The 21,931-nt window shown below is 45.9% G+C and carries 17 protein-coding genes, 1 other RNA gene and 1 pseudogene; 9 read left to right on the forward strand and 10 right to left on the reverse strand.

From position 1 onward, the window contains the following. Positions 1 to 175: 175 nt before the first annotated feature. Positions 176 to 568: a DoxX family protein gene (locus tag AB3G37_RS21850; RefSeq protein ID WP_369789077.1), complete on the forward strand. Its 393-nt coding sequence runs from the start codon at positions 176 to 178 to the stop codon at positions 566 to 568. A gap of 174 nt (positions 569 to 742) precedes the next feature. Continuing rightward, positions 743 to 1,741, forward strand: coding sequence for a glutathione S-transferase family protein (locus tag AB3G37_RS21855; protein ID WP_369789078.1), 999 nt, complete (start codon positions 743 to 745; stop codon positions 1,739 to 1,741). Here AB3G37_RS21855 and AB3G37_RS21860 read toward each other — a convergent pair. Then, complete coding sequence (locus tag AB3G37_RS21860; RefSeq protein WP_009634840.1) at positions 1,738 to 2,634, reverse strand: LysR family transcriptional regulator; 897 nt, start codon at positions 2,632 to 2,634, stop codon at positions 1,738 to 1,740. The two genes, AB3G37_RS21855 and AB3G37_RS21860, sit on opposite strands and share 4 nt — an antisense overlap. A 111-nt stretch (positions 2,635 to 2,745) precedes the next feature. On the opposite strand from AB3G37_RS21860, the gene AB3G37_RS21865 reads away from it, so the two are divergent. Continuing rightward, positions 2,746 to 3,450 carry a pirin family protein gene (locus AB3G37_RS21865; protein WP_369789079.1) on the forward strand — a complete coding sequence of 235 codons (705 nt, stop codon included), beginning with the start codon at positions 2,746 to 2,748 and terminating at the stop codon, positions 3,448 to 3,450. 268 nt (positions 3,451 to 3,718) lie between these two features. Here AB3G37_RS21865 and rnpB read toward each other — a convergent pair. Together rnpB and rsmI are read right to left on the reverse strand one after the other, a co-directional pair. Then, positions 3,719 to 4,097, reverse strand: an RNA gene (gene rnpB, locus AB3G37_RS21870) — RNase P RNA component class A. Between the two features lie 74 nt (positions 4,098 to 4,171). Beyond that, the gene (gene rsmI, locus AB3G37_RS21875) at positions 4,172 to 5,059 is read right to left on the reverse strand and encodes a 16S rRNA (cytidine(1402)-2'-O)-methyltransferase (RefSeq protein WP_369789080.1); all 888 of its coding nucleotides are present in this window, start codon (positions 5,057 to 5,059) and stop codon (positions 4,172 to 4,174) included. A 62-nt stretch (positions 5,060 to 5,121) separates the two neighbouring features. On the opposite strand from rsmI, the gene AB3G37_RS21880 reads away from it, so the two are divergent. The 5 genes from AB3G37_RS21880 (at position 5,122) to AB3G37_RS21900 (ending at position 10,094) form a co-directional block, all read left to right on the forward strand. Then, complete coding sequence (locus AB3G37_RS21880) at positions 5,122 to 7,191, forward strand: penicillin-binding protein activator (RefSeq protein WP_369789081.1); 2,070 nt, start codon at positions 5,122 to 5,124, stop codon at positions 7,189 to 7,191. Between the two features lie 93 nt (positions 7,192 to 7,284). After that, a complete protein-coding gene (locus AB3G37_RS21885) occupies positions 7,285 to 7,656 on the forward strand; it encodes a YraN family protein (protein WP_009634844.1) in 372 nt (123 codons plus the stop codon). 70 nt (positions 7,657 to 7,726) lie between these two features. Beyond that, positions 7,727 to 8,317 carry a DnaA initiator-associating protein DiaA gene (gene diaA / locus AB3G37_RS21890; protein ID WP_009634845.1) on the forward strand — a complete coding sequence of 197 codons (591 nt, stop codon included), beginning with the start codon at positions 7,727 to 7,729 and terminating at the stop codon, positions 8,315 to 8,317. Between the two features lie 9 nt (positions 8,318 to 8,326). Further along, the gene (gene dolP, locus AB3G37_RS21895; RefSeq protein ID WP_369789082.1) at positions 8,327 to 8,902 is read left to right on the forward strand and encodes a division/outer membrane stress-associated lipid-binding lipoprotein; all 576 of its coding nucleotides are present in this window, start codon (positions 8,327 to 8,329) and stop codon (positions 8,900 to 8,902) included. A 157-nt stretch (positions 8,903 to 9,059) separates the two neighbouring features. Next, positions 9,060 to 10,094 carry an IS110 family transposase gene (locus AB3G37_RS21900; protein WP_369789083.1) on the forward strand — a complete coding sequence of 345 codons (1,035 nt, stop codon included), beginning with the start codon at positions 9,060 to 9,062 and terminating at the stop codon, positions 10,092 to 10,094. 243 nt (positions 10,095 to 10,337) lie between these two features. On the opposite strand, the pseudogene AB3G37_RS21905 reads toward AB3G37_RS21900, so the two are convergent. From AB3G37_RS21905 to arcB, 7 genes and pseudogenes are all read right to left on the reverse strand, one after another. Next, a pseudogene (locus AB3G37_RS21905) lies at positions 10,338 to 11,078 on the reverse strand (integrase core domain-containing protein); the annotation flags it as partial. Positions 11,079 to 11,503: 425 nt separating this feature from the next. Then, positions 11,504 to 12,757 carry an O-antigen ligase family protein gene (locus AB3G37_RS21910; protein ID WP_369789084.1) on the reverse strand — a complete coding sequence of 418 codons (1,254 nt, stop codon included), beginning with the start codon at positions 12,755 to 12,757 and terminating at the stop codon, positions 11,504 to 11,506. Between the two features lie 105 nt (positions 12,758 to 12,862). Continuing rightward, positions 12,863 to 14,113 carry a hypothetical protein gene (locus AB3G37_RS21915; protein ID WP_369789085.1) on the reverse strand — a complete coding sequence of 417 codons (1,251 nt, stop codon included), beginning with the start codon at positions 14,111 to 14,113 and terminating at the stop codon, positions 12,863 to 12,865. A gap of 198 nt (positions 14,114 to 14,311) precedes the next feature. After that, positions 14,312 to 16,477: a polysaccharide biosynthesis tyrosine autokinase gene (locus AB3G37_RS21920; protein WP_369789086.1), complete on the reverse strand. Its 2,166-nt coding sequence runs from the start codon at positions 16,475 to 16,477 to the stop codon at positions 14,312 to 14,314. Then, complete coding sequence (locus AB3G37_RS21925; RefSeq protein ID WP_369789087.1) at positions 16,455 to 16,832, reverse strand: hypothetical protein; 378 nt, start codon at positions 16,830 to 16,832, stop codon at positions 16,455 to 16,457. Before AB3G37_RS21925 ends, AB3G37_RS21920 begins: the two co-directional genes overlap by 23 nt. A gap of 780 nt (positions 16,833 to 17,612) precedes the next feature. Further along, positions 17,613 to 18,344, reverse strand: a complete 732-nt coding sequence (gene mtgA, locus AB3G37_RS21930) for a monofunctional biosynthetic peptidoglycan transglycosylase (protein WP_009634850.1) — start codon at positions 18,342 to 18,344, stop codon at positions 17,613 to 17,615. A 900-nt stretch (positions 18,345 to 19,244) separates the two neighbouring features. Then, positions 19,245 to 21,584 carry an aerobic respiration two-component sensor histidine kinase ArcB gene (arcB, locus tag AB3G37_RS21935; protein ID WP_369789088.1) on the reverse strand — a complete coding sequence of 780 codons (2,340 nt, stop codon included), beginning with the start codon at positions 21,582 to 21,584 and terminating at the stop codon, positions 19,245 to 19,247. Positions 21,585 to 21,661: 77 nt separating this feature from the next. On the opposite strand from arcB, the gene AB3G37_RS21940 reads away from it, so the two are divergent. Beyond that, positions 21,662 to 21,895: a hypothetical protein gene (locus AB3G37_RS21940; protein WP_369789089.1), complete on the forward strand. Its 234-nt coding sequence runs from the start codon at positions 21,662 to 21,664 to the stop codon at positions 21,893 to 21,895. Positions 21,896 to 21,931 lie beyond the last annotated feature (36 nt).

Below are 21,931 nucleotides of genomic sequence, written 5' to 3' on the forward strand. Positions count from 1 at the left end.
ATTTATTTGATGATAATAAACAGTTTTACTTGCTTACAAACTCCGAATTTTCCCCCTATTATCAGCGTCATCAACACAGACAAGGCCACGATACGGATACAAACCGGCGAGGCTTTTAAACTAAATGTCATTTTAAAGCCAAATTTTTTGGCCTTCTTAATCGGAGTTTCAGGCAATGAACAAAGTACAAAACACCGCCATACTGATCGCTCGCATCCTGATGCCAATTCTGTTCATCGTTGCAGGCTGGGGCAAAATGCATGCTTATACCGCAACTGCGGCCTACATGGCTTCTGCTGGCGTGCCTGGTTTCTTCCTGCCGTTGACCATTCTGCTGGAATTCGGCGGCGGTCTGGCAATTATGTTTGGTTTCCTGACTCGCACCACGGCGATTATCACCGCAGTTTTTACTATCCTGACCGCACTGCTGTTCCACGTAGACTTCTCGGTGCCTGTTAACCAGATGATGTTTATGAAAAACTTAACCATCGCTGGCGGCTACCTGGTACTGTTTGCAGCGGGTCCAGGCGCATTCAGCATCGACCGCTTGCTGAAAAAGAACTGGTAAGCCATCGCCAACACTTCTCAGGCACCGCAGTTGACGCGCTATACTTGGGTCAGTGGATCATCGGCAAATAATTTTGTGGGCGATGTGAGCAATCACCTCGCCCTTTTTCATTTCACATTAACGGTTTGAATATTCCTGTCGTTTTTAAAAGCAGGAATAAACGGGAGAACCACCATGGGACAGCTGGTCGAAGGTAAATGGCATGACATCTGGTACGACACCAAGTCAACCGGCGGGCATTTCAAACGTTCAACATCGCAGTTTCGCAACTGGATCACTGCGGACGGTCAACCCGGTCCTCACGGCGTTGGAGGTTTTACCGCCCAGAAAGATCGCTACCATCTCTATGTTTCTCTGGCTTGCCCGTGGGCGCACCGAACTCTGGTGATGCGCACGCTTAAAGGACTTGAGAAGCTGATAACGGTTTCCGTAGTTCATCCTTTAATGCTCGAAAATGGCTGGACCTTCGCCACTGATTTCCCTGCGACAACCGGCGACGATCTTTATCATCTGAACTATGCCTACGAGATATATTTGCGCGCGCAGAATGACTATACAGGCCGCGTCACTGTGCCAATTCTGTGGGACAAGCAGCAACAAACCATCGTCAGCAATGAATCTGCCGATATCATGCGCATCTTCAACAATGCTTTTGATGCTGTTGGCGCCCGTGCCGGTGATTATTATCCCGATGCTTTGCGTTCAAAGATTGATGAAGTGAATGAATGGATCTACCCGCAGATTAACAACGGTGTGTACAAAGCCGGATTTGCTACCAGTCAGGAAGCCTATGACGAGGCGGTGGAAGGGGTATTTTCTGCCCTCGAGAAGGCAGAGGCAATGCTTGAGAAACAGCGTTACCTCACCGGAAATCAGCTGACCGAAGCCGATTTACGCTTATGGACCACGCTGATTCGTTTTGACCCAGTATATGTCACTCATTTCAAATGCGACCGCTATCGTATCAGTGACTATCCCAACCTCTACGGCTTCCTGCGCGATATCTACCAGATGCCGGGCATTGCCGAAACCGTTGATATGGCGCACATCCGCAATCACTACTATCGCAGTCACGCCACCATCAACCCTTACGGCATCATCTCGACCGGGCCAGCACAGGATCTCGAGGCCGAACACGGACGTGATATCCGATTTGGAGCTCGTGAAGACTAACGGGTTGCCAGCAGTCTAGGGATCTCTCGCAAGAACCAGGCCTTGGCTTCGCCCATACTGTCGCGACGCCAGGCCATAATGATATCCGCCTCGCGATTGTATTCCGCGCTAACGACCCGCAGGCGACCCTCGGCGATATCCTGTTCGACCATCGGATAAGGCATGGTTGCAACGCCCAAACCCGCCAACAGCGCGAGGCGTTTTTCCGGCAGGCTACTGACCGTCAAACGCTGTTGTTTATCAAGTAATTGCACGGTCAATACCGGGCGCTCGCGGGCAGTATCTGCCACCGCAATCCCGCGATATTTCACTCGGCTCACCTCAGAAAGCGGCTCAGCCTCCAAATGAATCGGGTGGTCCGGTGCGGCAACATAAACACTCATCAGCTTGTAAAGTTTGCGACTGTTGATTTCAGAAGAAGAGCGGAAATGCATGTCCGGCGCGATAACGATGTCCGCACGGCCATTTTCCAGCCTTTCCCACGCTCCCGCCAGCACTTCGGTAATCAGCGAGACCTGAGTATTGGCTTTTAGCGCGAGCTTTTCGATTAGCGGAAACAGCTGAGCTGCCGGAGCCAAAGCCTCGCAGACGATAGTAATGTGCGTTTCCCAACCGCGGGCCAGCGCCTCTGCGTCAACCGTCAACTTATCGGCCGCTTCAAGCAGCACGCGGCCACGCTCTAACAACATCCGGCCAACGTTGGTGAATTTGGTACGATGCCCTGAACGGTCAAATAGCACCACATCCAACTCTTCCTCGAGCTTTTGCATGGTATAACTCAGTGCAGAAGGGACACGCCCGAGTTCATCCGCTGCGGCGGCAAAGCTTCCACGGCGATCAATCGCATCCATAACTCTCAGTGCTTCAAGAGTTAACGCTCGGTCCTTGGCCATTGTTTTTCTCTGTCAGGAAATTTGAATATAGCGACCAGATTAACTGGCTAACAATCACGCGTCCAGACGCTTACCATTTATCTATCGATTTTTTTAACTGAGCCAACGGCTATGATTAAAAGCAGAGCAGCGCAAGAGTGCGGGAAAGCAGACTTTGGTTGGCTTCAGGCACGTTACACTTTTTCCTTTGGACACTATTTTGACCCGACGCTGATGGGCTATGCCTCGCTGCGCGTCCTAAACCAGGAAGTGCTGGCACCGGGTGCCAGCTTCCAGCCACGCACTTATCCCCGCGTTGACGTGCTGAATCTGGTGTTACAGGGCGATGCCGAGTATCGCGACAGTGAAGGCAACTGCGTGTTGGTGAGTGCAGGCGAAGCGGCCCTGTTGTCTACCCAACCAAATGTCAGTTACAGCGAGCACAATCCGAGTCAGAACAAACCGCTGACCCGCATGCAGCTTTGGCTTGATGCATGCCCGGAACATGAAAATCCGCTGATTCAGAAAATTGCGCTCGGTGAGCAAGATCATTTCCTCCTGGCTTCTCCGAATGGCGAAAATGATAGCCTACAGCTCCGCCAGCAAGTGTGGATTCATCACATCAGTCTTGAAGCAGGCGAGATGCTGGAATTTAAAATCAACGGCCCGCGCGCTTATCTCCAGTCCATTCACGGACAGATAGAGGTTCAGGGCGGTGACACTCACGCCGAACAGAATCTGGTATGCGGCGACGGCGCGTTTATTCATCAGGAAAATATTCTCACCGTGACTGCCCGCACGACATTGCAGGCGCTGCTGATCGATTTACCGGTCTGATAACGAATAAAAAGACAAAACCCCGCCGAGACGGAGTTTTTAATGGCGTGGCGTTGACCGTTAAGCCGCCCTCCTTTCATAGAGAGGGTCGTGGACAGTCATTCATCTTACTGTGCTTCAGAAAGACAAAACCCCGCCGAAGCGGGGTGTTTAATGGCGTGGCGTTGACCGTTAAGCCGCCCTCCTTTCATAGAGAGGGTCGTGGACAGTCATTCATCTTGCCGTGCTTCAGAAAAGACAAAACCCCGCCGAAGCGGGGTTTTTAATGGAGTGGAGTTGACCGTTAAGCCGGGTTCTGTCGTGGACAGTCATTCATCTAGGCCAGCAATCGCTCACTGGCTCAAGCAGCCTACCCGGGTTCAGTACGGGCCGTACCATGTGAACCCCTATTTGGCCTTGCTCCGGGTGGAGTTTACCGTGCCACGGACTGTTGCCAGCCGCGCGGTGCGCTCTTACCGCACCCTTTCACCCTTACCTGATCCCACTTGCGCGGGCCATCGGCGGTTTGCTCTCTGTTGCACTAGTCGTAGGCTTGCGCCTCCCAGGCGTTACCTGGCACCCTGCCCTATGGAGCCCGGACTTTCCTCCCCTTCATCTGTCTCCCCCGAAAGGGACGGCAATGAAGCGGCGACTGTCTGGTCAACTCCGGCGCGGATTATAGGGGGTTCGCGCGCCGATGTATAGGGCAGATGTGACGATAAGCCAACCTATTGGTCAATCCTTACTCTTCATCCTCTTCACCCGCCTCGTCGCCCTGCTTTTCCAGCGCATAACGATAAAGCTGATTTTTCTTCACGCCGTGGATCTCGGCGGCAAGTGCAGCAGCCTTCTTCAGCGGCAATTCCTTTTGCAGCAGCGCCAGCGTTCGCAAAGCTTCAGCCGGAAGCGCCTCGCTGTCAGGGGTATGCCCTTCCACGATTAACACCATTTCGCCACGCTTGCGGACTTCGTCTTCCTGCACCCAGGCCAGCAGCTCACCCACTGGTGCACCGTGGATTGACTCCCAGGTCTTGGTTATCTCACGAGCCAGCACCACATAACGCTGCGGCCCCCACACAGTGACCATATCCTGAAGGCTTTCCAGCAAGCGGTGAGTCGATTCATAGAAAATCATGGTGCGAGTCTCTTCAATCAGCGCCTGAAGAGTGTCTTTGCGTGATTTTGTTTTGGCCGGCAAAAAACCTTCATAACAAAAACGGTCCGACGGCAAACCGGCAGCGCTAAGAGCAGCTATTGCCGCACAGGCTCCCGGCAATGGCACCACACGAATGCCAGCTTCGCGACAGCGACGAACCAAGTGATAACCCGGATCGTTAATCAAAGGAGTTCCGGCATCAGAAACTAACGCAATACTTTGACCAGCCTGAAGTTTTGACAAAAGATGGTCAGCTTTTTGCTGCTCGTTATGGTCATGTAGAGGATACATTTTTGCACTGATAGCGAAGTGCTGCAGCAGCAATCCGGTATGCCGCGTATCCTCGGCAGCAATCAAATCCACACTGCTCAACACGGCTAAAGCACGCTGCGTGATGTCTCCCAAATTGCCGATTGGAGTCGGTACCACATACAGCGTTGATGCAGAAATATCTGCTTGATCGTGTTGATTCATTGTTTCATCCGGATTGCCGATTTAATATTGAGCATCTTGAAAAAAACATCACTGGAAACAGCATGCCTTCCTCAACTACTTTTCGTACCCGCACGGGGCGTTTGATCCCTGCAATTATCGTGGCGATGTTACTTGCCAGTTGTTCGAGCCAGGCTCCGCAGACGCCAAAAGAAAGCGTACAGGATGCGGGCACCGGCAGCGCCGACTACTATTTGAAACAGGCGCAGCAGAGCAGTGATGATAACAAGGCTAACTGGCAATTACTTGCGATTCATGCCCTGTTACGTGAAAACCGTGTTCCTGAAGCCGCGTCTCAGTTCAGTCAGCTGCCTCAGCAGGGCCTGACCAATGCCCAGCAAACAGAGCAACAGCTTCTTAGTGCCGAGTTAATGATCGCGCAGAAAAATAATCAGTCAGCCAGCATCACTCTGGGCAAGCTTGACGTCGATACCCTCTCGGCCGATCAGAAATCTCGCTACTACAAAGCTTTGATTACGTCGAGTCAGGGCCGTGCCAGCCTGCCGCTGTTGCGTGCCTATATTGCACAAGAGCCGCTGTTACAGGGCAAAGAGCATCAGGATAATATCGATGCAACCTGGTTGGCGCTCACTCAGCTTTCAACCCAGGACGTTAACGCCATCGTCATCAATGCCAATGAGAATGTGCTGCAAGGATGGCTGGACCTGCTTAATTTGTGGCAGACCAATAAACAGGATCCAAACTTGCTGAAAGCCGGCATTCAGGACTGGCAGAAGCGCTATCCTTACAATCCGGCGGCTAAAACCTTGCCAACCGCACTTAACAACGTCATTAACTTCAAACCAGGTTCAACGGAAACCATCGCCCTGCTGCTGCCGTTAAGCGGTGCTGCGCAGGTCTACGGTAACGCCATTGAGCAAGGTTTCAACGCGGCGGTAAACGGCCAGGCTAACGGCGCTGCACCGGCTCAGCCTGCACAACCTGCCGCAGCCCCTGCTACAGCTGTGACGCCAGGCGCGACACCAGCCGACCCTAATGCCGCAGTGAGCACTTCAGCACCCGACGTGACGGCAGCACAAGGCACACCGACGACTGCACCCGCCGCCGTTCCCGCTGCTGCCCCAGCCGCGCCGGCTCCGGTTCAATCAATGCCTTCAGCAACGGTCAAAGTGTATGATACCAACAGTCAACCGCTGCCTGCCCTGCTGGCTCAGGCCAAGCAAGACGGCGCGACGCTGGCTGTCGGTCCACTGCTCAAAGATCAGGTGACTTCCCTGACCTCGGCTCAAACCTCACTGAACGTGTTGGCACTTAACCAGCCAACAACCGAAACCAATAGCCCGAATATCTGCTATTTTGCGCTATCTCCTGAAGATGAAGCACGTGACGCCGCGCGCCATATCTTTGGCCAGCATAAGCAAATGCCACTGTTGATGGTTCCAGCCGGTGACTTTGGCGATCGTATCGCGCAGGCCTTTGCCGATGAGTGGCAAAAGCAAGGCGGCCAAACCGTGTTGAAACAGACTATCGGTTCTTATGCCGACCTCAAACAACAGGTGAGCCGAGGTGGCGGTCTGCGTCTGAGCGGCACGCCAATTACTTTGGCGAACGCGGCTCCAGCCCAGCCAGCTGGCGTGACTATCGGTGGAATTACCATCCCTTCGCCGCCGAGCGATGCTCAAGTTACCGCCGGCTCTACAGACGGTTCGGGCACTATAGACGCTATTTATATCGTCGCCGCGCAGGATCAGCTCACTCTGATCAAGCCAATGATTGATTTGTCTATCAATACCCGCGTGAAACCGTCACTCTATGCCAGCTCGCGCAGCTATCAGGCCGGAGCAGGTCCGGATTACCGCCTGGAAATGGAAGGCTTGCAGTTCAGCGATATTCCGTTGCTGGCCGGTGCCAATCCGGGACTAATGCAGCAGGCAACCAGCAAGTTTAATAATGATTACTCTCTGGTGCGGCTCTACGCGATGGGAATTGATGCTTATAATTTGGCGAATCATTTTGCTCAAATCCGCCAATTGTCTGGCTTCCAGCTTTCCGGCACCACCGGTAATCTGTCTGCAAACAGCAATTGTGTGATACATCGCCAGCTACCTTGGTTACAATACCGTCAGGGCACTTTAGTTCCTGTATCATCATAGTCTTTGCATCAATATTCTGAATTTTAATGCTGCGGTTGGTGCTCGACGCCGCTGCGGCATTAACGCTTAGGGTATCGGGTACAAGGACGTACAATGAATACTGATAAACCGACTCGCCGCCAGATTGGCGCAAGCTATGAGGCGTTGGCCAGACGTTATCTCGAACGGGCGGGGCTGAGCTTTATAGCAGCAAACGTATCCTGCCGTGCCGGTGAGTTGGATCTCATCATGCGAGATAAGCAAACTTGGGTATTTGTCGAGGTTAGATATCGCCGCAATGCCAACTTCGGCGGTGCGGCGGCCAGTGTGACATACCCCAAACAGCAGCGCCTGTTGCGTGCTGCGGCCTTCTGGCTTGCGCAACACGATGCAAGCTTTGACACATCATCTTGCCGTTTTGATGTTTTAGCCATCACGGGTTGCCAGATAGAATGGCTGCCAGATGCATTCAATGCGCAAGGATAGTACCAAGACTGATGGACACGCACCGGCGCTTCCCCGGCGTGCCAACACATTTGACTGACGAGAAAATAACGTGCTGGAAAGAATCAAAGCCTGCTTTACCGAAAGTATCCAAACTCAAATAGCAGCAGCAGAAGCGCTGCCAGATGCGATTTCCAGAGCCGCGATGACGCTGGTGCAATCGCTGCTGAACGGCAATAAAATCCTTTGCTGCGGGAACGGAACCTCGGCAGCAAACGCCCAGCATTTTGCCGCTTGTCTGATAAATCGTTTTGAGACTGAACGTCCTAGCCTTCCTGCAATCTCACTCTCTGCAGATACCGTGGTTTTAACCGCAATCGCCAACGATCGCCTGCATGAAGAGATTTATGCCAAGCAGGTTAGGGCCTTAGGTCAGGCAGGTGACGTACTTTTGGCGATTTCGACTCGTGGTAACAGTCGTGATATTGTCAAAGCAGTAGAAGCTGCTGTGACACGGGATATGACCATTGTTGCTCTTACTGGCTATGACGGCGGCGAGCTGGCAGGACTACTCGGTACGCATGACGTTGAGATCCGCATCCCTTCTCATCGTAGCGCGCGTATCCAGGAAATGCACATGCTTACCGTTAATTGCCTCTGTGACTTGATAGATAACACGCTATTTCCACACCAGGACGATTAAGGAGATCCAATGAAGGCAAGTTACCTCTTTGCTGTAGTGCTTAGCGCCCTATTGTTACAAGGCTGTGTTGCCGCTGCGGTTGTCGGAGCGGCAGGCGTAGCAACCAAAACGGGCACCGACCCGCGCACGGTGGGAACCCAGGTTGATGACAGCACGTTAGAGGCTCGCGTTTCCAACGCAATTAGTGCCAACAAGGATTTGAAAGACAAAGCGCGCATTATCGTTACCGCGTATTCAGGCAAAGTGCTGCTGACAGGCCAGGCGCCCACTACAGACATGGCCAACAATGCCAAACAGATTGCAATGAAAGTCGATGGCGCAACGGACGTTTATAATGAAATCCGTCTCGGCACTCCTGTGAGTTTGGGGACTGCTTCGGGAGATACCTGGATCACCACAAAAATACGTTCGCAGCTGTTAACCAGCGATCAGGTGAAATCCTCCAATGTGAAAGTCACCACCGAGAACGGCGAAGTATTCTTGTTGGGACTGGTCACGCAGCAGCAAGGTCAGGCAGCGGCCAAACTTGCGGCAGCCGTCAGCGGGGTTAAGCACGTCACTACGGCATTTACTTACGTTAAATAAGTGAGTAACGATGGGATAGGCATGCGCAGCAACATTGAGCAATTGGATAATGTTGCTGCGCTTATGGGATGATAATGTAGTGATGTGATGGACGCCCCTTTCTAACGTAGTCAGTGCCATACTTTTACTGACTGAATTAATCTGGGAGTAACACCACATGAACACGATCAGAGTTGTTGGTATCGATATTGCCAAATCTGTTTTTCAGGTATGTGTTTGGATGGTTGATGGTTCCGTTGCCTGGAACAGAAAAATATCACGTCAGAAATTGCTGGATACTCTTCGCCAGTTTGAGCCGGGTACTTTAATCGAAATGGAGGCTTGTTCAACCTCACATTTCTGGGGGCGAACCCTCAGTTCTATAGGGTATAGCGTAAGGCTTATACCCGCGCAGCATGTGAAAGCATTTGTCAGAAGCCAAAAGAACGATGCAAACGATGCTCTGGCAATTTGTGAAACAGCATGCCGCCCGGGTATCCACTTTGTTCCGGTCAAAACCACGGAACAGCAGGATATCAAAGCGCTGCGGAATACCCGTCAACTGATGGTTGAGCAGAGAACCGCGCTGGTTAACCAGCTTCGTTCTCTGCTCGCTGAAAATGGCCTCATTCTTCCAGTTGGGATCCAGCGTCTCAAGCAGCAGCTACCTGAACTTATTGCAGATGCATCTAACGATTTAACTTTCACGCTTCGCCGATTGCTTTCTTCATTGCGGGAGGATATGCAGGCGCTCAGTGAACGCGCCACCTATCTGGATAAAGAAATTGCTGCATTGTCTTCACAACAAACAGCTTATCGCCATCTATTAACGATCCCTGGTGTTGGCCCGCTTACCGCTGCAGCATTTATCGGTGAAGTGGATGCAGTACAGTTCTCCAACGGCAGAGAATTATCCGCATGGTGCGGCTTAGTCCCCCGGCAGCACAGTTCAGGAGGAAAACAAAGGTTATCCTCTGTGACCAAAAACGGCAATCGCAGCCTGAGAACATTAGTCATCCATGGCGCGCGCTCGGTGATGCGCTGCGTGAAAAAACGTGATGACAACCTGGGTCTTTGGCTGCAAAGGCTTGAAGCTCGTCGGGGGTTCCTGAAAACCACGGTTGCACTGGCGAATAAACTGACGAGAATTATCTGGCGTGTGCTGACCGATGGGGTTGATTTTAATATGCAGAAGGCCGTTGCGATGAATTAGCTAAAAACAGCAATTTACAGAAACTTATTTAACTGAGTTTGCAGGCACTGATGAGAAAACGGCTACCGTCCCTGTAACAGCCTGAAGTTGACCTGGGTAATCATATACCGGTGTAGTGATAAGGAAACAGGGCTCGGATAACATCATTGCGCGGGTAAATTAACCCACTAACGACGCCGGATATATGGTCGCAAACCGTATCGAACCAGTACTTGTAACACCCGGGCGTCCATATATGGTCAAAAAAATGGCCACGGCTTCAGAGTTTTTCCAGAACAATTGTTCTGATTTATTCGGCGTCAAACCATCATTATATTGATAAAGTCTGAGCTGGTTGTAATATCTCGTTATGTAATTCGTTATAGCTGTACTGGCTTCGTTAAAGTTTTCGTCCCCACATTCCGGCATCCACTCTGTTTTCAGGCTTCTGAAGAACCGTTCCATTGGGCTATTATCCCAGCAATTTCCTCTGCGACTCAGGCTTTGCTTTATTTGATATATCCACAGTAACTGTCTGAAACTCCTGCTGGTATAGTGGCTGCCCTGATTCGAGTCATACAGCACATTAGCGAGCTGTCCTCGCGCTTACCAGGCTATGGACAGAGCTCTACCTTTAAGCAGCATCCAACCAACCGGTAGCTTTGTTGTCCGCCAGCGGCTCAATTTTTACGCCTTTGGTGGTGATCATCACGGCAATATTACGTGCGCCTGCGGAGCCGTGACTTTCGCGATAGCTTTCTCGAACAAGGCTGACTAATGTCACGCGTGTGGCATCAGGCTTCTTTGGCAGCCGCCAGTATTTATAGCTGCTGCGATGAATCCCAAACACCTTGCACGCAGCGGCAACGAAAAAACGCGCTCTGAGTTTCTCAACTAATGAGAACTGTTGAGAGAGTCTGACACCAAGAGTACGGTAGCCTTTATTAATATATATCTCTCTATTTCAATGTATTGAAGTTTTTTATTTAATTCACGTATTTGAATCCCTATAAATCCGCCGAATTTTAAAAGAAAAAAATCTAAAAAAGACTCGTTTGACATTAAAGTAAAAAGCCACCTCTTACAGAGATGGCTTTAAAAATGGCCCCTTAGAAGAGGTGAACAAATTATAGGGTTTTTATGTAACTTCTAATACTGCCTGTCAAAATGTATAAAACTCATGTCAATGGTTGCCTTACTTGTGGTGAGTTGGCTGGAGTTATCTGACTAAGGCCTTTCTTCAGACTATAACCTCGCAGGAAAAATCACCACCTCTCAGGGGGATGATTTAAAGCAGATAATGAATAAAGTCAAATGCGATGTGGCTGCTTTCTAGCAATATGTATAAACTTAGATTTTAACTATCATACGTACTGGCAAGAAAATTCAATATCTACAATCTTTATTTAAAAAAACACATTAGAAAGTTCTTATATTTTTTCGCTCTTTTGCATCCAAGGAATTTTAGCAATTGCATATAACGCTGCCATGGCTGCTCCAGCAGATGACGAAAATAATATAGGGTTAAATAATGCCCCAGAGATCCAAACAAAAGTCATAATTGTAAAGCAACAATAAGTTATAATTGACATCCCTAAAGCAGCTTTGAGTAGCGGTAATAAAATCATAATCATAACAGCTAAAAAACCAATCATTCCTAATTGCATAATTAAAGCTAATAACTGAAGTTCATATGAATATTTAGCATCAGAGCTTCTTATAACATCTGGTATGTAATATCCTATTCCATTACCAAGTATAGGTGACTGATCTATTTTTTTCTCGATTCCAACTCTTTGTAGATCTCTGGCACCATCAGAAGAGGATACTAATTTCTGGTCAAACCGAGTTGTTATCATTTCCTGAACTGATTGGAAAGATAAAGAGAAGACTGCTGCAGCACAAACCAATACCATTACAATGAATGACTTTTTCTTTCTGACATTTATTAAAACGGCAAAGAGTATAGAAGCTAAGCATGTTGCCCATTGAAAGCGTGACATTGTAATAAGGGCAGAGAAGCATATGACCATTAAGTAAAGAATATCTTTTTTGCTAAATTTCCCACGAAACATTTTCATGAAGAGGTAAAAAATGCAAATGAAAATTATCGAGTCTGATGTAAAGTTTATCCTTGAGATTGATGAATCTTCAACGTCAAAAGACATGATGCTTACATTGTAAATATCGGCTATTTTTTGGATAACAGTTGATATTTGAATACCTGTTACAAAAGAATAAACCAATATTAAAATCTTTATTATACCTACGACAAAAATGGATGACGTGATTTTGTCCATTAATGATTCAAGGCCATTTCTATTTTCAGCAAATATAATACAAACATAGAACATTAAAAAGAATACAAATATATCCTTCGCTTGTGCAATCATATATGAGTCATCATATTGAAGAAAAAACAATGATAATGTTAACTCAAGAAAAAGAAAAACAAAAATTGGCACTAAAGACATAATAATCTTTGGAATAATAACTCCATGACGCAGAAGCAGCAATCCCAAAAAAAATAACAACAAGCTGATAATTTTGACATTTATACCCAATATTGAGCCTGAGGGTAAAACTATGCTGATATATAAGAATATACTCAGTAAATAGTCGGCCATTGAGGTACGCGGTTTGATGTTCATCGCAGAATGTAGAGCAACATTAGATCTAGCCACTAGTACACTCCGTTAGCGTTAAGTTCATAGAGATAAAATTCCTAATTACAAAAACAATTACTTTATTCACTGTCAGTTTATTTACAAGAATGCACTATAAAATGATCACTCAACATACCAGTAAGTACCGTCAAATATGGCTTCTTTGTTCCATGTTTCGCCTAATACTTCAGCACTATGCGAGCCATTTATGTAACTATCTGATGATGTGAAAACAACCTTACCATTACCTGATACCTTAGTGAGTTTCAATGTGTATCCGGGGAAAACATTCTTTTTATCAGGTAATTTCAATGTTATATCATTTTGAGCACTAATTAAATAACGCCCTATATAATCTGACAACTGCATATTTGAGCTTGCTACAGCTATTTTATAACCTTGCCTGGTAACTAATCCCTCAGGATCAATTGATGCAATCACACGTTCTCCGTGTTTCCAGGTAATAGATGAATTGACGTTTGCTCCACTGAATACCATTCCATCAGTCGCCCTAGAAGCCTCGGAAAAGCCAATAGATGGAGCAGGAGTATTATCACCTAAGTCTGTGCTAAGAAAATTTATATCACTTCCTTGAGAATCGAATCCTATTTTCCAACGCTGAAGAAACTCTGTATTAGCTCCTCTAGCCAAAAATGCAGCGGTTCCACCAAATTTAGATTGAGGTAATATAACATTATCGATCCCATTTATAGTTATTGGTTCGCTAACCTTATTATTAACCATTCCATTTTCTTGAATTACTGCACTAGTAGCTCTGCCATTAGAATCCATAAAAACATTAAAATTTGTTGCCCAAATTTTGGTAAGGGGGTTAACAATAATATCCGTACCATTTTTTGGCGTTCCAATTAACTGGTTCCCAATATTAACCCATCCAGCGGTAGTTATTTTATTTTTTTGCACTGAAGTTACATAAGTAGACCATTTAGGTGAACTATCAGTATCTAATATCATACCGACTTTGATATTTTCACTGACTATATTATCTGATTCTACAGATGTCGGTGTGAATTTAGTATTTTTTATCCGCTCCCAAGATTTATAAGGCGCTGAGGTGTTGTCTGCATATAGCGTTACAGAGTCACGGTCTGAATAACTTCCCATGGATTTAATATCAGGAAACCCCAAAATAGGAAAGTCAAATGGACCATCGGAATTACCTTTGAACGCGGCAACGACAGCATTCGCACGCATTCCATAAGTATTTTTTCCAGCATAAACACTCGATAGATAAACTTTAGGAATACTGAAATCTTTTTGTTCAGGTTTACCGATTGGATTTATGAGGATGTTTTCTGCACTACTAGCTGCGCCACTAATTAGCAGTAAAATAATTAGGTAAGTTTTTTCCATCAGAACTCCATATGAAATACACAATTAACTTGAGATGGCATCTTTTTTGTTATAAAAAAACGGCGAATGACTGATTTTTTTGTATATTTAATTATGAAGTTAATGAAAGTAAAACTTTCAACATGAATAAAGATCAATATTATAAATAAATTTTTATAAGGGAATGCCATCATTAACGACATTCCCATAATTTAAATATTATTTATCTTTAGAATAGGAATAACCATAATAACTATAACCGTTGCTATAATAGCTGCTTGCTTTTCTTACAACACCGTTAAGAATGCAACCTTTAACAGGAACCCCACTTTGCTCAAACCGTTTAATACTAACTTCAAGTTCTTTGACTGAGTTAACTTCAAATCGTGCTACCAACAATGTCGTTCCAACGTAGCGACCAACAATTGCAGCATCTGTCACAGCTAATATTGGTGAGGTATCGATAATCACTAAATCATAATTTTCCTGTGCCCAATCTAACAACTGCTCGAGGCGAGGATGCATCAATAACTCGGCAGGATTTGGTGCAATTTGTCCACGCGATATAAAATCAAAACCTGCGATAGTTACAGGACGAATAACTTCTTTAATTGTAGCTTTACCTGAAAGGTAGTCTGAGAGACCAGTTCCAGGTTCGTGACTGAATATCTTGTGTGCATAACCACGTCTAATATCAGCATCAATAAATAGTACTTTTTTACCAGAAGATCCAAGAGTTGCAGCCAGATTACTACTTATAAAGGTTTTACCTGCGTTAGGACTAGCACCCGATATCATAAGGATATTATTTTTCGCCTCCATCATAGCAAAATGCAGACTGGTACGAAGACTTCGAATTGCTTCAACCGAAAGGTCCGTTGGATTCTCAACAGCCAAGAAGCTCGAAAGGTTTTTCTTATTTTTAATACTACTTTTGTCATTCCATCCTGTTCGTTTGTTCAACCACTCAGATTCAGGAATGTTGGCATAAACATTAATGCCGATTTCCTCTAATTGTTCAGGAGACTCAATACTTCGACGGAGGAAAACTTTTAATAAGACGATACCTACAGACAAGAATAAACCTAAAATTAACCCTACTGCTATTATTGATGCTTTTTTAGGTTTTACAGGCACTGGCATAGTGACCGCTGAGTCGATAATTCTTACGTTCCCAATGGCACTAGATTTAGAGATACTAAGTTCTTGCTGTCTATTAAGCAACTGCATATACACTGCTTGACTTGATTCAACATCACGGCTAAGACGAAGCACATCCTGCTGATCAGTTGGCATTGAAGAAACCTTTTTATTCAATTTATCTCTTTCATCTTCTAACGTCTTTCGTTTTTCCAGCAGGGCCTTATATGTTGGATGATCTTTAGTATAAAGCTGAGATATTTCAGCCTCACGGAATGTCAGTTCGTTTAGTTGATTCTCAACATTGACAATTTGTTCCAAAACCGATTTTGCTTCAAGAGTGAGATCAACAGAATTTATTTTACGACGATATGCATTTAACTTATCCTCGGCGTTATCTAAATCTCCTCGCACTTTAGGCAATTGCTGATTTAAAAAATCCAAACTTTTAGCATCTTGAGCTGCTTGGCGAGCGATATTTTGTGCTAAATAATTCTCAGATATATTATCTAACAATTGACTAATTAGCTCGGGATCTGTGCCGACCAAGTTTAAATTAAGAACACCCGTATCTTTACCTTGGTCTGCAACCGTGAAATTATTCCCTAAGTTATTAATAGCATCAAGTTTTGTTAAATAATCTATACTAAACACAGTACCTGGTGCAGCATCTAGCTCGCTAACAAATAATGAGATGCCCTTATCCTGAAGTAATGTTCCTACTTCCCCATTAAGCTCAAAATCTGTCCCTTTTATATGGTAATGAGTTTTGTCTTTGACTGTTAATGTTATGCTCGGGGTTTCACCATCAACAATTGGTAGATATAGTCTTGTAACAGAAATCTTACCAGGCTTGTCTTTAAGCATGGATGCTAATCCTCTACCAATTAGAGGAAAATATTTTTGCCTGACATCCGCTTGGAGATTGAAGTCAGTAACAGTTTTGCCGAGGATCATACGTGACTGCAAAAGTGCAATTTCGGGTGCAGAAGAAAGAGGTGAATCTGGCAACATTTTACTCAGATTATCTAAAAGTTCATTTCCTTTTTTCTGTTCAACCTGAACCAAAGCGTTTGCTTGATAGACAGGTGTGGCAAAAATTGCATAGAGAAGTGCTAATAAGGTAAATACAACGGTAATAGTGATAATCAATTTTCGGTGATCTATTAATTCACCAACTAAGCGTCCAAGATCTATCTCATCTGACTCTGGACTTGATGGCTTATTTGAATTTACTGATGACATGCGGTATTTTCCTGATTGTTATTCTCTGATCTTTTGCCCAGCGCTGGCAAGCCAGATCCGTTAACTGATAGACAGAGTCGAAGGTTATATTACTTTTGATATAGCCCAGCAATTCTTCATTGCCAAGCCAACCACCATGTTTCCTTACGCCTCGAATAAATATTTTAGACCGCTTTCCGATCACCACAGTCGGTTGGGCCACTTCCAAAAATAGAGTCATAACGCTTAAATAGGGTTCTAAAACGATTAGCCATTTTTTGCTCCCAGAAAGCTGAAAAATTTGCTGGTTAAGCTCCAAACCTTTACCGACTCTGGCAGAACCTACTTTGTTAAGATACCCCCCTGCAGTGACCATACTTGAACTTAATAACTACTTAGTTTGTTTTTACCAGCAAGACCACAAAACCCGCCTGTAGAATCAGGGCAAATCGTCCATTTCTGCCCTATGTTGCTATGATGATTAGTTAAAATCATCAGTGGCAAATTTTGTCTGCTTATGCTACCGCCCTTGGCTCTACAGCTACCAACGCACTGACATCCCCCCTGATGGATACCGAAAACATTCCTACATTATAAAGACTAAGCAACTTTTACCAAAAAAAACCTACAGAGTAACTAATATTTTATCTTAAAAAGTAACAATGCTGGTTTTATAAAACAGTAACAGCTTTGAAGAAGGGGACCAAGAGAAACGCTTCTGAAACAAGTTTAAGAATATGCTCTTACAGATGAACAGTATCATTCTGATTGTATTCTGAATTTCTTGAAACTAGAGTGGAGCTTGCTCCACATCACCTTTCGGATTCATGGCAGCTAACTCCCTACTTCATTTAGCAAATGACAAGTTCATATTGAAGAAATTGGAAGAGAAATTGCACGCCAGCTATATCAATATAAAATTGCATCACCTTATAAGAGATTACAACCCAAAATGCTTATTTGCCGTGAAGAATTTTTTCCTTCAGACCTTATGACCAATTAATTATTACAGAGCCTCTCAATTATCGGAAATTTAGCGATTTATCAAGGGCCACAGCAAGTTTATTCAATTGCACTAGGCTTATTCTGAATATTAACACCTCTACATAACATTAACGTCAAAGAGGTACCAATGTTTGAAGATTGTAATCATCACTCAGTGTAGCTTATGCTCTGCAAGGAAGGAATCGCCTCCCAGCTGACTCATTTGTCTCAGGATCCACTGCTGGCGCCTGAGCACATAGGCTGAAGGTGCATTGACCTTAAACAAATGTGGATTAGGCAATACGGCAGCTAATAATGCCGCCTGTGAAGCAGTCAACCGGCTGGCGGGTTTATGGAAGAAATGCTGAGCCGCTTCTTCAACGCCGAACACGCCGTCACCAAATTCCACAATGTTAAGATAAACAGTAAGAATTCGCCGTTTAGTCCAAACGGTTTCAATCCCGACAGTTAAACCAGCCTCCAGTCCTTTACGTAAATAGCTGCGTCCATCCCAGAGAAAAAGATTTTTAGCAGTTTGCTGCGAAAGTGTCGAAGCGCCACGAATATTCGCGTCATCATTCTCATTATGGGACAAAGCGGACTGAATGGCGTCGACGTCGAATCCCCAATGTTCCGGGAACTTCTGATCTTCACCTGCCATCACAGCCAATGCCATAGGTGAAGAAATTTCATTCATTGATACCCAATCTGAGTGAGCTACGTAACCAAAATCACCGCTCAACCAAGCTGAAATCTGCCTTTCAACCATTACAGCTGAAAAAGGCACAGGTAAAAACGAAAAAAATACAATTCCGGCTAACCAGATACCAAGCAAGGAAATAATGGCTCTTTTAAGCCACAAAAATGGCTTATATAACGGTGTCTTTTTTAGTGACTTGCGCATTCAATACAATCCCTGACACTTCCGATCAACTTATCAATACCCACATCAACGCCGCGTTGTGCGCAAGCTGAGGCAATTCTTTGCATGCAAACCCTGTCGCTATCATAGGCAGAAAATGAACCTATCGCCGTTTAACATACGGTATCTACGCCCAACGCATCAATGAGTTCCGAATTTAAATTCTCGATTTTCCACACATAATACCTGATAGAAATAATTTCTTTCGCAATTAGTACAGTTGGAAATAACTCAAATCTAATTGGTTTGCATTTCTTATCAATTTTGGATAAAAATCGTGTAAACGTTTACTTTTACTTAACAAGCCTGACTGTATTACCAGACAGTTATCGGTGAAAATTTTGCTGTTTGCCGAATAAATAACGCCTGAAAGGAACCGGTTCCTACCTAGGCTTTAAAGTGAAATTTTTTCACACCTGGCTAATTTCTTTATGTCTATTATAAATCGCTGCCAGTCTGTCTGCCATTTTCAGATAAGTTATTTATTACAGCAAGTTGCATCAACCCACCAACCATACATTGTGCTTTTAAAGTACATTTTTTCAGCGGATACCATGCAGAAACAGGCTTATGAATCAGCAAACGCTCTTCAAATTACCTCACAATGATTAGTTCATTGAGCGGTTAAAATAGCCCTGTCCAAAATTTACTGAGATTAGCGCTTGAACTTTTGTACACACAAAGATTAATCTACATCACAGTTTTTAATGATTCTCGTAACAGCTTCACTGATATTTGTTATGTTGATTACCTAAAGTTGTATTACACTTATACATCTGATTAACCAAGGCCTGCGAATAATTACCCTTAGTAGAACGATACGCGGGTTACCCATTTCCCTGGTGTTGGCGCAGTATTCGCGCACCCCGGCTTAGGCTGGGGTTATTTTTTTTCAGCTTTTGTCGTCCACTCACGCAACGTTTTAACGTCATTGCGCCATTCAAGTTTCAACTCTTCAATCCAATCCTGAACGTTATCCCACCACGCGGGTAGTGAAGGAGTCTGAATTTGTTGTGCAAGCTGTTGTAAATGCTTGAGGCCCACAGACCCGGCGGCTCCTTTAATTTTATGCCCTTCATCGGCAATCCCTGCCTGGTCACGCGCGGTCATATTGGAATCAAGCACTTCGAGATAGCTCGGCATCATTTGCTCGAACATCTCCAGACTTTGATGAATTAATCCGGGCCCTACCAATTCCATGTATTGCTCAAGCATGGCGATATCAAGCAGTTCTTCATTGCTCTTACCTGGTTTTCCCTCTGCTGGAGAAGGCTCGTGATCTGGCTGATGATCCCAAAACAACTGAATCATTGCAGTCAGCGCCGGTACAGACAGAGGCTTGCTCAGCACGTCATCAATGCCCGCTTCGAGATACTCTTTTTTATCTTTCAGCACGTTGGCAGTGAGTGCAACCAATGGCGGCAGCGACTGTCCGGCATATTTTTCGCGCAGGATCCGAGCCACGTCGAGGCCGGTCATATCTGGCAACTGGATATCCAGCAGTACCAAGTCAAATTCGTGAGGATCGAACATCTCCAGCGCCGCCTGGCCAGTCATCGCCACCTCGACACTGCTTCCCAGCTTCTCAAGAACGGAACGCGCAACAATCACGTTGAGTTCAATATCTTCCACCAGCAGAATATTCAATGCCGGCAGCGGCAGGATGTCATCCTCATCAATTTCTTTCTCAGGCAAATCCAGCGATGGCGCACAGACCGTCAGGGTGAAGCACGAACCTTTGCCTGGACGGCTATTGACCAGAATGTCGCCACCCATGCTCTGCGCCAGTCGTTTGGAAACTGCCAGACCAATACCTGTGCCGGTCGCTGGTTTACCGCCGTTCTGATCTTTGACCTGATAGTACATGGCAAAAATCTTGTCCTGCTCGTCCTGCGGAATACCCATTCCGGAATCCTGTACTTCGAAGCACAGCTGGTCGTTTTCCTGATGATGGACGCGCACGACAATTTCTCCCTGATGGGTAAATTTCACTGCATTGCCAATCAGGTTCCAGAGGATCTGGCGCAGACGGGTGCCATCTGTGAGCACGGTGTGCGGCAGCGGGATATCTGGCTGCATTACAAATTTCAGCCCCTTTGGCTGCACCAGCAGACCGGTAAGGTTTTCCAGCTCGGAGAGGAAATCGGTAAAGTTGACCGGATTGTTGTCGAGCTGCACCTTGCGGCGCTCGAGTTTATCCATCTCGATAATGTCATTGAAAATATTACCCAGCGTAATGGCGCTGACGTGGATGGTTTTCAGATAATTGTGCTGCTCGCTGTCCAACTCGGTGTCCAGCAAAATGCGGCTGAGGCCCACGATTCCGTTAAGCGGCGTACGAAGCTCATGACTGATCGTTGAGATAAAGGTGGTCTTTTCCCTGCTGGCATTCTCTAACGCGTCCTGATAGCGCTTACGCTCGGTTATATCTCGTCCAAAGCCCATCAAGCCATGGCGTTTCCCAATACGGTCGTAAAACGGAACTTTACGCAACTCAAAGCAGGCTTTTCGCCCATCGGGATAAACCAGCCACTGTTCATAGGTCAGAGCCACGTTATGGCGGAACACTTTCTCATCGGTTTCGATGACTTTTTCTGCAATATCAGGGGAATAAACGTCATTTGGAGTCAGGCCGATCAGCTGCTTTTCGCTTAATCCAGTCAGTAATTCCATGGCACGGTTGCAGCCAGAGAACTCTTTATCTTCGTTACGGTAGTAAACTAAATCGGGTGAGGCATCGAGGAATGAGCGCAGCAAGGCTGACTGCTGGCTAAGCTCAATTTGTGCCTGCTCGCGATGCTGCATTTCCAGCTTGAGTTTGTCGACTACCGCCAGTCGCGCCTCTTCGGCTTTGATACGGTCGGCAATTTCCTGGTTCAGCTGGTTAATATTTTCTGTAAGCTGCTCGTTGAGTGTCAAATCACGATGACGCATTTCTTCAAGTTTATCGACCAGCCTCGACAGGCGTTGACGGGATTCCTCCAGTTGTTCGACCACCACCGAGAGGAAATAAACCGCCCACGGAGTAATGATCAGGCCGAAAAATATCGAACGCACTACATCGATACTTTCAACCTGCCCGCGCAACAGCATGGTTACGGCCATTTGCACAATCATTGCCAATACTACCAGCGCCGAGGCAAGCAACAGCGAAAAACGGACTAGCCCGAGCTTGACCATCAGGTCAACATAGTACTGAGCAAGTAATCTGATTTGCTTCATAGCCTTTCCTTGAGAAAAAATCGTCAATACCCCAACCCGACTGGAATAAAGTAGAGACAAATGATACCGCAAATGGGGTGAAAAATGACGCAGATATTAGTTCAGAAGAGACTTTTAACGCTGACATTGCCAACTCTGCACCGTGGATGAACGAGCAATGGTGCAATGATTCAAAATGGTGTTTATTGACTATTCCCGACCCGCAGATTATAAATAGCGCCCCGCCTGAATGTGCCAAGGCCAAGCCCCTAAAGGCTTTTATCTTTTCTTTATTAGCGTTTTTAAACCCAACCGCCAATCACATAGAATAACTATGCAGTATTACTGCAAATAAAGTCATTCCTGTC

This window comes from Rouxiella sp. WC2420 (assembly GCF_041200025.1).
GTDB lineage: Bacteria > Pseudomonadota > Gammaproteobacteria > Enterobacterales > Enterobacteriaceae > Rouxiella.